Annotated in this window: 12 protein-coding genes; 2 read left to right on the forward strand and 10 right to left on the reverse strand. The window is 48.3% G+C overall.

Annotated features, from left to right (window positions below):
• Window positions 1–74: 74 nt before the first annotated feature.
• From ACKU41_RS01040 to ACKU41_RS01080, 9 genes are all read right to left on the reverse strand, one after another.
• Complete coding sequence (locus ACKU41_RS01040) at window positions 75–1,148, reverse strand: phosphonoacetaldehyde reductase (protein WP_321403516.1); 1,074 nt, start codon at window positions 1,146–1,148, stop codon at window positions 75–77.
• Window positions 1,145–2,257, reverse strand: coding sequence for a phosphonopyruvate decarboxylase (aepY, locus tag ACKU41_RS01045; RefSeq protein WP_321403519.1), 1,113 nt, complete (start codon window positions 2,255–2,257; stop codon window positions 1,145–1,147). The genes ACKU41_RS01040 and aepY overlap by 4 nt, the downstream gene beginning before the upstream one ends.
• 1 nt (window position 2,258) lies before the next feature.
• The gene (gene aepX / locus ACKU41_RS01050) at window positions 2,259–3,554 is read right to left on the reverse strand and encodes a phosphoenolpyruvate mutase (protein WP_321403520.1); all 1,296 of its coding nucleotides are present in this window, start codon (window positions 3,552–3,554) and stop codon (window positions 2,259–2,261) included.
• 281 nt (window positions 3,555–3,835) lie between these two features.
• The gene (locus ACKU41_RS01055) at window positions 3,836–4,531 is read right to left on the reverse strand and encodes an orotate phosphoribosyltransferase (RefSeq protein WP_319779525.1); all 696 of its coding nucleotides are present in this window, start codon (window positions 4,529–4,531) and stop codon (window positions 3,836–3,838) included.
• 67 nt (window positions 4,532–4,598) lie between these two features.
• Window positions 4,599–5,642 carry a dihydroorotase gene (gene pyrC, locus ACKU41_RS01060; protein WP_321403521.1) on the reverse strand — a complete coding sequence of 348 codons (1,044 nt, stop codon included), beginning with the start codon at window positions 5,640–5,642 and terminating at the stop codon, window positions 4,599–4,601.
• Window positions 5,639–6,970 (reverse strand): Zn-dependent hydrolase, encoded by a 1,332-nt coding sequence (locus ACKU41_RS01065; protein WP_321403523.1) that lies wholly within the window; start codon window positions 6,968–6,970, stop codon window positions 5,639–5,641. Before ACKU41_RS01065 ends, pyrC begins: the two co-directional genes overlap by 4 nt.
• Before the next feature lie 15 nt (window positions 6,971–6,985).
• Window positions 6,986–8,263, reverse strand: a complete 1,278-nt coding sequence (locus tag ACKU41_RS01070) for a TRAP transporter large permease (protein WP_319779528.1) — start codon at window positions 8,261–8,263, stop codon at window positions 6,986–6,988.
• A 114-nt stretch (window positions 8,264–8,377) separates the two neighbouring features.
• Window positions 8,378–8,896: a TRAP transporter small permease gene (locus ACKU41_RS01075; protein ID WP_319779529.1), complete on the reverse strand. Its 519-nt coding sequence runs from the start codon at window positions 8,894–8,896 to the stop codon at window positions 8,378–8,380.
• 138 nt (window positions 8,897–9,034) lie between these two features.
• The gene (locus ACKU41_RS01080; protein ID WP_319779530.1) at window positions 9,035–10,054 is read right to left on the reverse strand and encodes a TRAP transporter substrate-binding protein; all 1,020 of its coding nucleotides are present in this window, start codon (window positions 10,052–10,054) and stop codon (window positions 9,035–9,037) included.
• A 330-nt stretch (window positions 10,055–10,384) separates the two neighbouring features.
• On the opposite strand from ACKU41_RS01080, the gene ACKU41_RS01085 reads away from it, so the two are divergent.
• Window positions 10,385–11,269, forward strand: a complete 885-nt coding sequence (locus ACKU41_RS01085) for a helix-turn-helix transcriptional regulator (RefSeq protein WP_319779531.1) — start codon at window positions 10,385–10,387, stop codon at window positions 11,267–11,269.
• Between the two features lie 14 nt (window positions 11,270–11,283).
• Complete coding sequence (locus tag ACKU41_RS01090) at window positions 11,284–11,622, forward strand: phenylpyruvate tautomerase MIF-related protein (RefSeq protein ID WP_319779532.1); 339 nt, start codon at window positions 11,284–11,286, stop codon at window positions 11,620–11,622.
• A 158-nt stretch (window positions 11,623–11,780) separates the two neighbouring features.
• On the opposite strand, the gene ACKU41_RS01095 is transcribed toward ACKU41_RS01090, so the two are convergent.
• Window positions 11,781–13,757, reverse strand: coding sequence for a U32 family peptidase (locus tag ACKU41_RS01095; protein WP_319779534.1), 1,977 nt, complete (start codon window positions 13,755–13,757; stop codon window positions 11,781–11,783).
• Between the last annotated feature and the right edge of the window lie 8 nt (window positions 13,758–13,765).

Genomic DNA, 13,765 nt, shown 5'->3' on the forward strand with positions numbered 1-13,765 from the left:
AAAGGCTGGAACGGCGTGTGTCTATCACGAGTTCCAGCCTTTTTTATTGCTTGCGGATCTACAGGGTGCAGGAGCTAAACGGATCCGAAAAATTGCGTAAGTATGGTCAGTAAGATTTTTTTGTCCGGATTAACCGGATTATTTTTAAGTCGTTCCAGATTGACGTATTCTACGATTCTGCCGTAGACCGATTCTGGAATTCCCAATTTATTTATGCTGAACTCCAAGCCGCACCGCTTCATTTTTTCATACCAGAGATCACAGCATTCTTCGGCTGTTTTGCAATTCATTAATTCATATAACCTGCTGGGAACAGCTTCTTTATTGATTTTGAAAAACAGGCCTGTGAATATTGCCACGGCATGCCCATGTGGGATGTGGTATTTTGTTGTTAAATAATATGAAAAGGCGTGGGGAGCGGTTGTTTTGCTTATATTGATGGCTTTTCCTGCATAATGAGCCCCCATAGCCATACTTTCTCTGCTTTCTTGATCAGGGTTGAGGACGGCTTTTTCAAGGTAAGGAAGAATCATGGAAATAGCTTTAGAGGCGTACTCCCGGCTTTCCTTGGTCGCCCCTTTGGCCCAATAAGATTCAATAGCCTGACTGAGTGCATCAAATCCAGAACATGCTGTAAGGTATGGCGGCATTGAGGAGCTAAGTTCCGGATCGATTGCCACCCCGTCAGGAAGAAGTTTTTCGTGAGCCAGAGAGTATTTCTGTCCATCCATATAAATGACAGCAAAATGTGTGGCTTCACTGCCCGAACCTGCTGTTGTCGGGGCGCAAAAGAGAGGTAGTGTCCTACTGATTTCTACTTGCCCTCGAATGGCTTGTCTTAAGTCTTCGTCCAAAGATAATGTTTTGGCCATATCAATGACACTCCCGCCGCCAATGGCCAAGATGGCTTCAATACCGGAAGATTTAATTGTATGGTATCCTTTGCCTGTCTCTTCAAATTTTACATTGGGTGAAAAATCGGAAAAAAAGACAAGCTCGCTGCTTTGGAGTTCAGAAATAATTTTGTCTTTTAAGCCGGATTGCTTAAATGATGTTTTGCCGGTTACTACTAATATTTTCCGGTATTTTTGATTTCTTATTTCGGCCAGAAGTTGTTTCAGGCTTCCTGCACCGCTGAATGTTATCATCGGAAATTTTCCATAAACATTTTTTTGTTTTCCAATGGAGTACTGGTCGGCCTGCCAATGTCTTTTGATTTGGAGTTATTGGTCATAACCTCCAGGAAACAAAGATTTTCAGCTTCAGCCAGTTTCTTGTCGAGTGTTTCTTCTGACTCAACCCTCGCTGCTGTAGAGTACCCGCACGCTCTGGCTATCTCACACAGGTCAATTTCTCTGGCAACTGTCGGTTGTCCGCCGGTAGAACCGTGCTCTCCATTGTTGATTACAATGTGGATCAGATTGTTTATACCGCTTGAACCGATTGTTGCCATTGCCCCAAGGTGCATGAGGCAGGCCCCGTCACCATCAAGGCAGATTACTTTTTTGTCTGGGGAATTGGCCGCTATTCCTAAGGCAATGGATGAAGCATGCCCCATGCCGCCTACTGTAAGAAAATCGGTCCCGTGTGAAATTTCGTTTTCTTTTCTGGTATGAAAGAGTTCTCGGGAAGCCATGCCGGTAGTGGCGACAATCACAGTATTTTCAGTTTGGGCTTTAACAATGCATTCAACTGTCTTTTGCCTGCTCAGCGGATAGGCCTTGCCTGTACTGTTCTTCTTTGCCGTGTACTCGGAGAAAGTCCCTTTTTTTATCAGCATGGCATAGGGCGAATCATGGTTTTGGAAGAAAGAAACTGCCTTGAAAAGTTCTGCTTCAATCTCTGAATTTTCGTCGATAACAGAGAAAGGTATCTCGAGATTCTGCAGCATTTCACAGGTTATTCTACCCTGAAATTTGTGCTGCGGTTCATCTTTAACACCGGGTTCGCCTCTCCAGCCGATCACAAGCAGCATGGGGATTGAGTATATTTCTTTCGCAACCAGCGACGTAAGTGGATTAACCGCATTCCCCAACCCTGAATTCTGCATATATACTACCGGGACTCCGGCGGTGGACAGATGGTAACCGATGGCAGCACCGACGGCGGCACCTTCGTTTACGCATATAGTGTGCTTTAATTCCTCATCATCAGTTGCTGCAGTACAGAAATGCTTCAATGTGGAGTCCGGGACTCCGTAAAATGAGCTGAAACCTTTCTCTTTGCATATTTCTAGAAAAAAAAGGGGATCAATCATTTTATTTTGTTCCGGGTATGAGTTCGAGAATTTCTTTGATGCTCATGCAGGTGTCGTTGCACTCGAAAGATCGTTCGTTTTTAAGTATGGTCCGGGCAACATCCATCATGGCAGGGTATGCGGCACGCAACAGGTGGTTGGCATAAATAACAATTTTTACTCCAGCATCAATTAGCTGCTGTTCGTAAACCTGATTGTAGCTGGAAGGGACAGCAATAATGGGAGCTGTATGACCAAGTTCCTGATAGCGCCGGCAGAATTCAATGATATCTTTTTCTGATTTGCTCTTGGTGTGGATCATTACGCCGTCGGCACCGGCCCCCAGATAAGCGGTGGCCCTTTCAATGGCGTCATCTACAGGCTTGTTGAAAATAAGGCTCTCAATTCGGGCAAAAATCATAAAATCCTTACCGACCTGACTTTTCTTCCCGACCTCGATTTTATGGCAGAAATCTTCAATGGATGCTTGATACTGTTCAACTTCTGTTCCGAACAGTGAGTTTTTTTTCAGGCCAACTTTGTCTTCAATAACAATTGCAGAAACTCCAAGCCTCTCAAGCGAACGAACGGTAAATGCCAGATGTTCCGGTTTGCCGCCAGTGTCTCCGTCGTAAATCATGGGTTTTGTGGTGACTTCGAAAATTTCATTTATGGTTTGCAGCCGTGAAGTTGTGTCCACCGCTTCAATGTCGGGTTTGCCCTTCATTGTTGAGTCCGTCAGGCTGCTTTCCCAGATGGCGTCGAATTCTACTACGCGTCCGTCCTTTTTTACATTTGCGTTTTCAACTATCAGGCCGCTGAGTCCGCTGTGTGCTTCAAGGGTGCGGACAATTGTTTTGTTCGCCAGAAGTCTTTTGAGCCTTTGCTGGCGTGTTACAGGTGAAACCCCGATTTCTTTGAGCATGCCGTTTAACTGGGTGGAACTGATCCCTTTCGTGTACTCGGGTTCAATAAGTTCTCCACCCCATTGGGCGATAGTAGCGATAACTCTTTCCCTGGTCTGCTTTTGCGGTCCTGTTTTCCAGTCATCGCCGTGAACAACGTAATCAGGGCGGACTTTTTCAAGATTTTCAACGTAATCAAGAGTATGCTGCGGTATGACTTCGGTAACACCCTTGATGTTATTTATGACCATTTCCCGTTGTTCGTAGGTCATGAACGGGAGTCGTTTGTAACTTGCAATAGCCTTATCTGTCAGTAGTCCGACAACAACTTCCCCATACGATGCTGCAATATTGAGGATGTTCATGTGGCCGGGATGAATAAGGTCTGCACTCATTCCTACGTAAACTTTCATGGTCGGTCCTTGGGATCGTAGTTTAATTAATGAAGAAAAAGATAAAACAGTCGTTTTGCCTGAATAAACCTGACGTTAGTTTCAGACTATACTCCTGCATCGTATAATTAATCAATCCCGGCAGGCCTTTAAAGTTGATTTCAATCCATTTGCAAATAAAAAACGGGAAGATGATTTTTGAAAACCATCTTCCCGATATGAATCCGGGTAAAAACTATAAAAGTTTTTGGGATTATTAAGCCCTTTTGTAAAAGGCTTCGGCAGAGCCGCCGAAAGCGTTCTTACTCAGGGTAAGTAGAGATTCCACCGTGAGCGGCGGACCACTCAACAGGGTTGTTGAGGAATTTTTCTACTTCATCAAGGGACTTGCTGTCGAAGTACTTTTCCTTCTTGGCAACATTGAGGATATCCCACCATGTTGCGAGAGAGAGCATTTCAAGTCCGGCTGCAGCCAGGGTTTCCTTGGTCTTGGGGAAGATGCCGTAGTGGAAGAGTACGAAGGTGTGAGTTACTTCCGCTCCGGCATGGCGCAGGGCCTGTGCGAAGTTGATCTTGCTGCGACCGTCGGTGGTCAGGTCTTCAACCAGCAGGACTTTGGAACCTTCTGAAAAATCACCTTCGATCTGGGCGTCACGGCCAAATCCTTTGGGTTTTTTACGTACGTACTGCATGGGCAGCATGAGGCGGTCGGAAAGCCATGCGGCAAAAGGAATGCCTGCGGTTTCACCGCCGGCAACGCAGTCGATGGATTCAAAACCGCATTCACGCAGGATTATGGATGCGCCGAAATCCATCAAGGTATTACGGACGCGGGGGAAGGAAATAAGTTTGCGGCAGTCAATGTAGACCGGGCTGGCCCAGCCGGAGGTGAACTTGAAGGGTTCATCTGCTCGGAAGTGAACTGCTTCTACTTCAATAAGCATCTTCGCTGTGATTTCAGCGATGGTCTCATTGTCGGGAAAGCTGGTGGGAACCATTTTTTCTCCTTGTGTTATTTGTATCGCGAAAAAAAAGCTGAACCGGAATATAACGGCTCAGCCTTTATCAATCAACCATATCCCAAAATAAGGGAGTGTCGGGCTTGAATATCTTTACGATATCAGCACCGACTTTGATCTGCCAGTCCATTTCGACGGCTTCTTCCTGTTTGGCTAAGGTAATAGTGCTGCCATTGGTGGAAAAACCGTAAAATCTGGCACCATATATTGAAGTAAACCCTTCGAGTTTGTCCAGAGCATTAAGCTCGTCAAATACCTGGGTTACATATCCTATTGAAGTGGGGGCATTGAAAATACCTGCAGCAGCGCCTGCTTTTTCCTTTGCACGGGCCGGATGGGGGGCGGAGTCAGTGCCGAGAAAAAACCTTTCATCACCGGAAACAGCTGCTTTGCGCACGGCCTCGCGGTCTTCAAATGTTTTGGCTACAGGCAGGCAGTACATGTATGGATTCATGCCGCCTTTGAAAAGATCATTGCGGGTCAGCAGCAGGTGGTGCGGGGTTATGGTGGCAACCATATTTTTATCCTGCTCCAGCACGTAATCAACCCCGTCCTTGCTGGTCAGGTGTTCGAATACGATTTTGAGTTCGGGAAATCTTTTGCGAACCGGCTCCAGTACCCGCTCGATGAATACAGCTTCCCGGTCAAAAACATCCACTTCCGGGTCTACAACTTCACCGTGTACGGAAAGGGGCAAGCCGATTTCCTGCATGGCCTCCAGCACGGGGTAAACCTTTTTGATGTCGGTAACTCCGTTATCGGAGTTGGTGGTTGCCCCGGCAGGAAAAAGTTTTACAGCATGAAAAGCCTGAACTGCAAAAGCTGTATGAAGTTCATCCGCGGAAGTGGAATCGGTCAGGTAGCAGGTCATGAGCGGTTCGAAGTGTGATTCTTCCGGTCTCACTGCAATGATACGCTTGCGGTATTCTTCTGCCTGTTCAGCTGTAGTTATCGGAGTCACCAGATTGGGCATGATAATGGCCCGACCGTAAATCTTTGCACTGGAAGGGAGTACTGCCGCAAGCATCTCGCCATCACGCAGGTGAAGGTGCCAGTCATCAGGTCTTATGATGGTTATTTCAGTGTTCATGAGCTGAACTCCGTAATTGTGCGGTGCAGTACAGAAAGGCCCCGGATAAAATCATCCATATCCATTTCTTCTTCCGGGTTGTGGGAGCCGTTGCGGTTGCGTACGAAAATCATGCCTGTAGAAACACCCGCGTTGGCGAAGAGCGAGGCATCGTGTCCTGCTCCACTTGGAATTGCTTCTACAGGTAAGCCTTCCGCAATGCAAGCATTGTTTATACGATCCACAATTTCCTGATCAATAACAGCAGGCGGAGTCTTAACCGGTTTGTCAAATTCAAAATGTACCCTGCGTTCATGGGTGATGGTGGCGCACTCCGAGTGGAGCAGGGCCTCAATGGCCGCAAGGGTATGTTCGTATTGGCTGCGGGCTTCGAAACTGAAAGTCACTTCACCGGGAATGCGCGACATGGCATGATGCTGCGGATCGGTACATAAAATGCCGCAGGTTGCTACAAGATCTCCACCATGCTGAAGGATGGTGGTCCAGTGGTCATCAATACGGGTGATCAGTTCCGCGGTAGCGAAGACCGCGTCTTTGCGCAACCAGCGGGGAACAGCTCCGGAATGTCCGGCCTCACCTATGCATTTGATCCTGCGGTGGCGGATATTGCCCCTGATTCCGGTCACAGCAGCAACCGGGAGGTTACGGGCGATCATTACCGGCCCCTGTTCTATATGCAGTTCGAAAAATGCTTTGATCTTTGAGGTGTCAATGAGCATTTCTCCTTTGGCAATGCGCTCTATATCCGCTCCGCAGGCAGCCATGTGTTCTTTGAGCGGACGGCTGTCATCGCGCTGAAGGAGTTCCTGTTCGGACTCTTCCAGTTTGCCGAGCAGGGCTTTGGAGCCGAGGTAACAGGCTCCGAACCATGCACTTTCTTCTCCCCGCAGGGCAATGACTTTTACCGGAGTCTCAGGAGTCTTTCCGCTTCGCTTGATTTCCGTAAGGCAAAGCAGTCCGGCGATAACACCGGCGGCTCCATCGTAGTTTCCACCCTGAGGTACAGAATCAAGGTGTGATCCGATGAGGATGTATTCTGCGTCAGAGGGAATTTTCTCCAACTCAATGACAAGGTTTGCAGCATTGTCGCGGTGGGTGAGCAATCCTTCTTTTTGAGCGAATTTTTCAATCATCTCAAAGGCTCGTGTTTCCGCTTCGCCGTACGAAGGACGGGATACTCCTTCTACATCGCGTGAGAGTTCTTTCAGATCGTCAAAGAGCTGTACAGCATCGGCGGTAAGATGCTCCAGAGATGCCGGAGTCTGGGGTACCGGGTGCGGACTTGTGCTGCCTGTTCCGCCTATATTACTGGTCATAGCATTCATCATTCTAGACTTCCTTTTTTAGGGAGCAATGAGGCTGGGCAGGAATGTTGCCAGACCGGGGACATAGGTGACCAGAATGAGGACCAGAATATTGATGAACAGGAACGGCCAGACTCCATTGATGATGGACATAACCGGCTTTTCAAGTGTGGAGGAGGCTACGAAAATGTCCAGCCCGAAGGGCGGGGTGATCATGCCGATGCAGATGTTAAGGCAAACTATCTGACCGAAGTGGATTGGATCAACACCCATGGAAAGTGCTACCGGATAAAGAGGCGGCACGAGAATCAACAGAGCCGAGTTAGGATCAATGAACATTCCTGCAAGGAAAAATGCAATATTGACAATCATCAGAAAAGTGATCGGTCCTGCATCAATTGCAGTTAAAAAGTTTGTGATAAGTACAGGAACCTGAGCAAGGGTTACAAAGTAGGAAAGAACGCTGCCCATAGCCAGCAGGATGAAAATGATGGTGGTGGAAATAGCAGCCTGTTCGGTGATTTTGATCAATCTGGAGAATGACAGGTTCTTGTATATGAAAGCTTCGATAATAATCGCGTAAACTACAGATATCGCGGCCGCTTCTGTAGGGGTGAACAGTCCGGAGTAGATACCGCCGAGAATAATGACCGGAAGTCCCAGTGCCCACGCAGCTGATTTGAATACGGTGAAAAAAGGCTCGCTGGCTTTTTTCCCGCGACCGACGCCTTTGCGCAGGGATTCAAAGATTACCAGACCGCCAAAAGCCAGTCCGAGTGTTATTCCGACTCCCAGACCTCCGATGAACAGCCCGGTGATGGATGTCCCGGTCATCCAGCCATAGATGATCAGGGTTATACTGGGCGGGATGAGCAGGGCGGTTTCAGCGCTTGAAACAATCAGGCCGAGGCTGAATTTTTCGCTGAATCCGGTTTTACGCAGTTCCGGATACATAAGCTTGCCCATGGCAGCCACTGTTGCCGGGGCAGAGCCGGAAACGGAACCGAAGGCCATGGAACCGCAAATTGTAGTGTGGCCGATGCCGCCGAGACGGTGACCGGTGAAAAATTTGATCAAGTCGGTGAGGCGTTTGGCAATCTGGCCGGAAGCCATAAGTTCTGCGGCAAAAATGAAAAAGGGGATTGCCAGCAGGGTGGAAAAGTTGATGCCGCCTACAAGCTTCTGGATCAGAACCGGATCCGGAATACGGGGAAACAAGAAAGTTTTGGTGAGGAATGCCGGTATACCAAGTACCAGAAGCATTTCAAAACCACAGACGAGCATTAAAAGGGCGATGAGTATAATTACGGGAGTCATGTCAGCTACCTGTCTTTACTGCTGTTGCACGTATTAAAATCATGAAGATGAATTTAATGAATAAAATTAATGTGAATTTCTAAAATAATTTGGTTTTATTTGAATGACTGCACACTACTTTGTAATAGTGGCGATGGGCCGTGTGTGGCGGTCATTGATGTTTAAAAGTTCGAGCAGGTAGCGAAGCGCCAGCAGTCCGAAACCGATGGTGGGCGCTATGTAGAGCCAGTACATGGGTAGTCCGAGAGTCGGGCTGAGCTGTCCGGTGCGCATTACGAATTTAACAAGGGCGACACCAAGCCAGACCAGATAGCAGCTGAAAACAGTCCCGGTAAGGTTGATCAGAATGCTGACCGCCTTGCGGGGCAATTCGGGCATTTTTTCGAAAAGCGTGGTTACTGCCACTTGACGGCCCCTTTCAAGGGCAAGGCCGAGGGCGATAAAAACGGCCCAGACCATGAGCAGTCTGGTGGCTTCATCAATCCATGCGAAGGTACTGGAGTATTGGGGCATTGTTTCCCTGACAAGAACATTAAAGGTATACAGGCCGACCATGATCAGGTTGATGGAAATGATCAGCACCCTTTCTATTATACGTATCCCTCCAAGCAGGGATCCCAGTAATTTACGCATTTGGAACTCCTGATGTAACTTCCTGAAAATAAAATTATGTTCATTCTCAGGTAAAATTTACACCAAATGATTATCTCGTGAGTGGAATTACTAAAAGGCAGGAGAGGCTGACCTCTCCTGCCTTGAATGAACTTATAACTATTTTACAATACGTGCGTATTCTTCTTCGTAAAGCTTGATAAGCTTTTCGCCTTCAGCACCAGCGCGCTCAAGGTAGGCTTCTTTGGTTTTGGGGTACATGAGTTCACGCATGGCAGCGCGGTCTGCAGGCTGCAGGGGGGAAACATTAACACCTGCTTTCTTGATGACTTCAAGAGCGTCCTGCTGAGCCTGCTCTTTGTGGGCTTCTACTCCGGGCATTACTTCCATGAAAGCATCAACGATGATCTTCTGGTAATTTTCAGGAAGGGATTCCCAGTAAGTGGGGTTGAAGAGAACATAGTCTTCCATGGCGCCGTGTTCGGAAGTAACGAGGTATTTCTGTACTTCGTAGAACTTCATGCGCTGGATGGTATCGAGGGGGTTTTCCTCGCCGTCAACAACGCCGTTCTGCAGGGCGGTGTAAAGTTCGCCGAAAGGCAGGGCGATTGCGGAAGCACCTATAGCTGCAAACTGTTCGATAAGGATTTTTGAGTCCATTACGCGGAAGGACTGTCCTTTGTAGTCTGCAATGGAATTGATAGGCTTGTTGGAGGTAAAGTTCTTACGACCGTTGGGCCATGTTGCGATTGCTTTGAATCCTCTGGAATCAAAGGATTTGAGCAGGGCTTTACCGAATTTTCCCTGACGCAGTTCCTGTGCTTTTGCGCGGTCGACAGGAAGCAGGAAAGGGATGTCCATGATGGAAACAGCAGGGTTGAATCCGCCGAGAAAAGCAGCTGGAGAAATAGTACCTTCGATGGTTCCGAACTGAACACCTTCGTTCATCTGGCGCTGGTTGCCGAGCTGGGAAGAAGGGAAAATTTTAAATTCCACTTCGCCGTTTGTGCGTTCTTTAACGAGTTTGGCGACTTTTTCCAGTCCCTTATGACGGGGCTGGAGAGGTGATTCAAGGTGACCGATGCGAGCTTCATATTTGGCGGCATTGGCGGCAATTACTCCACCCATGACCATGCATAAAGCCAGAACTATTGTAACAATTCGTCCGAAAAATTTCATTGAGGAAGCCTCCTGAAAGTGTGTAAGTGAAACTGCCTGACAGTATCACATGATCAAGTTTTACCGGAACCGTGCAGTCCGGCATTTTTTCCGATCGACAATCGAGTTTGATTGCAAATTTAACAGCCTGCAGGATTAATTCAAAGGAAATTCGTTTCTGCGTGCAGTTATGATTTGGAAATTTAACTTTGGGTCAAAAAATAGATTATTGTCAAGTGAAATCTCATTTTTGACACAATTCAAATAAATGTTCACAAAAATGAGATTTTGAGTCATAATTGATAACAATTATGGAAATTAAAAGTTTTAAGCTCTTACGGAGACCGGCGAATGAGTGAACTCAGTCCTAAAGAAATAGGTCAGCGCCTGAAGGCTTTCAGGCTGGGAAGTAAATACAGCACCGAAGAGATTGCGAGCAAGATCGGGATATCAAGGGCTGCTTTATACAGATATGAAAAAGGTGATCCCCCTAAATTGGAAGCTCTGGAATCCATTGCTGAGTTGTTCGGGGTTTCCCTGCCCTCATTAATGGGGGTTGGGGTGGAGTACATATCTTCTGCCATCAGTTTTTTCGAGCGCATGCGTCAGAATGAGGCTGAATCCGAGCAGTTGTCGGTTATGTTCGGGCTGGTTTCGTATTTGCTGACTACGGATGAATTTGACGAATACCTTGAAATATCCATTAAAGAAGGTTTGCCAGAAGAATTGCAGAATGATCCTGATACGCTGCAGCACATATCTGATGTTTTAGCTGTTTTGAAAGAGCGAAAAAAGGGATACAAACAGCGCAGACCAAGTATGGTCAACCTTGCCTCGGCGACGACTCTTGAGCAATTTCTGCGGAGTGGTTTTGTGGGGACATTCGATTTGCCCGATAGGGTGTTGCAGGAACGGCGTGAGGTTGCCCGGCGCGAGGTTGAAAACGTAATTAAGCTGTTGGAAGAGCAACCCATCGGTGTGCAGATCGGTCTGCTCGTTGATTCTGTTCCGAGCACTCATTTTCAGATTTTCCGCCAATCTGAACGATCCACTCTTTGCCTGAGTCCCTATAAATTGTCGCATTTTCCCAATGTACGGCTTGGCGTGGGCATGCTAACATCTGCCCCCGAAGCACTTGAGTTGCATCAGCAAATGATTACCGAGCTCTGGGGGCCAGCCCTCAAGGGGGGGCGGGCTGCTGATTATCTGCGTAAAATGATGGAAGATTGTAAATAATCCGGGAGAAGTTTATGCCTTACGTGAGAGTAGAAACAAACGTTGAAATTTCGGATGATGATTTTGTGGCAGACCTTTCAAAATTGACTGCCGGCAATGTCGGCAAGCCTGAAGGGTTCGTCATGGTTGCTGTGCATGACGGATTGAAGATGGGGTTCGGCGGCAAGACAGATCCATGTGCTTTGCTCAGCTTTAAGAGTCTTGGCCTGCAGCCGGAGCAGTGTAAGGACCTTTCCGCTACCCTGTGTAAATTTATGGAGGATAAAGCCGGAATTTCAGCAGATCGGATTTATATTGAGTTTGCCGATCATGAAAGGATGATGTTCGGCTGGAATGGCGGTACTTTTGGTTAATTGCAAGGCGTACTGACTTGTTTGCGGGTAAACAGGATCAGAGGTTTAAGTAAATTTTTTGTCTACAGCGGCGAAGCCTTATCAAGAGGTTTTGAAAAAATGGGGTCTGGGGAAGGAAAGCTTTTGCAAAAGTTTTCCTTCCCCAGCCGCCGGAGGCATTACAGTAAGCTTAAATCCCAGTTGAAATTACTGGTACGTTGCGGTTCGGGTACAGCGCGCGGCCAAGGCTCTTCGATATTGAGGAACATGGTATAGCCGGAATTTTCCAGCACCTTGCGTTCAGCGTTGAAATCGAGCGGCCAGCCGGGATAGATCCAGTAGGTCTGTCCGTATTGTCGCGCCCAGCAGATTTCCTTTTTCTGGCTGTAAATCGGGCTCATCAGCTCGGTTTCATCGGCCATTATCCTTGAAAGTCCAAGAGGCCACATGCCGGAAAGGATAACTCCGAGCGGAATCGGGCTGTTCCGGGGCAGGGCAAGGAAGTCCTCACGGGCCAGTTCCGGGCTGACGTATGCGGATGAAAAGCCCATGTCGGCCAGTATCTCGATGGTCAGCGGGTTGGATACGTTGCAGAACGGTCCCGCATGAAAGCGGACTTGGGCATTTTTGGGAAAGAAAGCCTTCTGCCAAGGTGAGTTGAGCACGAAATCACGTCCACCACCGCTAAGGCAGATGTCGATGATCTTCTGGACTTCCTTTTCTTCGTCGGGCCAGACCACCGGGGGCAGATGCCACCATATTTTGGAAACAGCCGGACGCGGAGTGCGCTTGAGGGCGTTCATGGAAAGCCAGACATCTGTACCGAATTTGGTTTTCCCCTTGGGGGGATTGCGCTGCAAAGTGTGGCGGGCGGTTCTTTCCGGAAGCGGGCAGGGCTGTGGCAGATCTATAACCATCTCGCTGGCTGCATTCTCCGCAACACTGATCTTTGAAAGTTTTGCATCAAGCCTTTTAAGCGCCTTGACCAGACCTTCTTCGCGGCGGTCAATGAGGAATACCCGTGTGCCGGATTTGAGGCGTGTTTTGCCTTTGACCGGAATGGATACTTTGCCCCTTTTGGGGATGAATTTGCGTATCTTCATGGTCTGGTGGCCGGGTTGGTCCTGATAACCGATGCGCAGGAAGTCTCCGGCAAGGAGCTCCTGACGGCAATTGAAAAAAGGCTTGCCGTCTTTTTCCTGCTTGGTGATACCGATCAGAAACCCTGAACCGGTTTCGTTGGAAGGATCCAGAGGAGTGAACGGACGTTGCGGCAGGAATACCGAATGTGAAGAAGGTCTGCCCAGTGCAAGTTCCAACAGCTCCACAGCATCTTTTTTGACCTTGGCGTCATTGGGGTTGTCGCGTAGCATTTTGTACGCAGCAACGGTGTAATATACGTAGTGGGGGCCTTTTTTACGGCCTTCGATTTTCCATGAGCTGACTTTGGGGATGGCAAGGGTCGGTTTGGTCAGAATATCGAGGCTGAGATCAAGACAGGAGAATAAGCGTTTGGGTGCTTCCTTACGCTTGGCTCCGGAGTAGAGTCTGCGGCATGGCTGGACACAACGGCCACGCAGGCTGCTTTTGCCGCCGAAGAAGGAGCTCCAGTAGCAGCGCCCGGAAACGGAATAGCAGAGCGCACCGTGGACAAACATTTCTAAAGTCATGGAATCAGGGCAGGCCTCGGCCATCATTCTGATTTCATCAAGATTGAGTTCACGGGGAACAACCACGCGGTCCACGCCCAGTTCTTTCGCTGTTTTCAGGGCCGCAGGGTGGCTGACGTTGGCGAGGGTTGAAAGGTGCAGCTCACCTTCAAAGCCGGCCTGACGTGCTATCTCAACCATGGCGATATCCTGAATGATCAGGGCATCCGGCTTGACTGTACGGGAGATTCGTTCCACAAGGCGTGCTGCAGAGTTTATATCATCAGGTTTGATGAGGGTGTTCATGGGAATATGGGTGCGGACTCCGTTTTCCCTGCCCAGTTCCGCAAGGGCTGCAAGCTCACTGGTAGCGAAATTATAAGCTTCCATGCGAGCGGAAAAATGTTTAAGTCCGGCATAGACGGCATCCGCACCTGCGGCTATGGCTGCAAGGAAAGACGATTTGTCGCCTGCCGGAGCAAGAATTTCTGGTTTATGTTCATTCATAATGTATC

Source organism: Maridesulfovibrio sp. (assembly GCF_963678865.1).
GTDB lineage: Bacteria > Desulfobacterota > Desulfovibrionia > Desulfovibrionales > Desulfovibrionaceae > Maridesulfovibrio.

Bases quoted from the DNA above. Each gene is read 5' to 3' on its own strand.
- ACKU41_RS01070 (WP_319779528.1), bottom strand. From the start codon at position 8,263: ATGACTCCCGTAATTATACTCATCGCCCTTTTAATGCTCGTCTGTGGT.
- ACKU41_RS01090 (WP_319779532.1), top strand. From the start codon at position 11,284: ATGCCTTACGTGAGAGTAGAAACAAACGTTGAAATTTCGGATGATGAT.
- ACKU41_RS01065 (WP_321403523.1), bottom strand. From the start codon at position 6,970: ATGATGAATGCTATGACCAGTAATATAGGCGGAACAGGCAGCACAAGT.
- ACKU41_RS01080 (WP_319779530.1), bottom strand. From the start codon at position 10,054: ATGAAATTTTTCGGACGAATTGTTACAATAGTTCTGGCTTTATGCATG.
- ACKU41_RS01075 (WP_319779529.1), bottom strand. From the start codon at position 8,896: ATGCGTAAATTACTGGGATCCCTGCTTGGAGGGATACGTATAATAGAA.
- ACKU41_RS01055 (WP_319779525.1), bottom strand. From the start codon at position 4,531: ATGGTTCCCACCAGCTTTCCCGACAATGAGACCATCGCTGAAATCACA.
- ACKU41_RS01095 (WP_319779534.1), bottom strand. From the start codon at position 13,757: ATGAATGAACATAAACCAGAAATTCTTGCTCCGGCAGGCGACAAATCG.
- pyrC (WP_321403521.1), bottom strand. From the start codon at position 5,642: ATGAACACTGAAATAACCATCATAAGACCTGATGACTGGCACCTTCAC.
- ACKU41_RS01085 (WP_319779531.1), top strand. From the start codon at position 10,385: ATGAGTGAACTCAGTCCTAAAGAAATAGGTCAGCGCCTGAAGGCTTTC.
- ACKU41_RS01040 (WP_321403516.1), bottom strand. From the start codon at position 1,148: ATGATAACATTCAGCGGTGCAGGAAGCCTGAAACAACTTCTGGCCGAA.
- aepX (WP_321403520.1), bottom strand. From the start codon at position 3,554: ATGAAAGTTTACGTAGGAATGAGTGCAGACCTTATTCATCCCGGCCAC.
- aepY (WP_321403519.1), bottom strand. From the start codon at position 2,257: ATGATTGATCCCCTTTTTTTTCTAGAAATATGCAAAGAGAAAGGTTTC.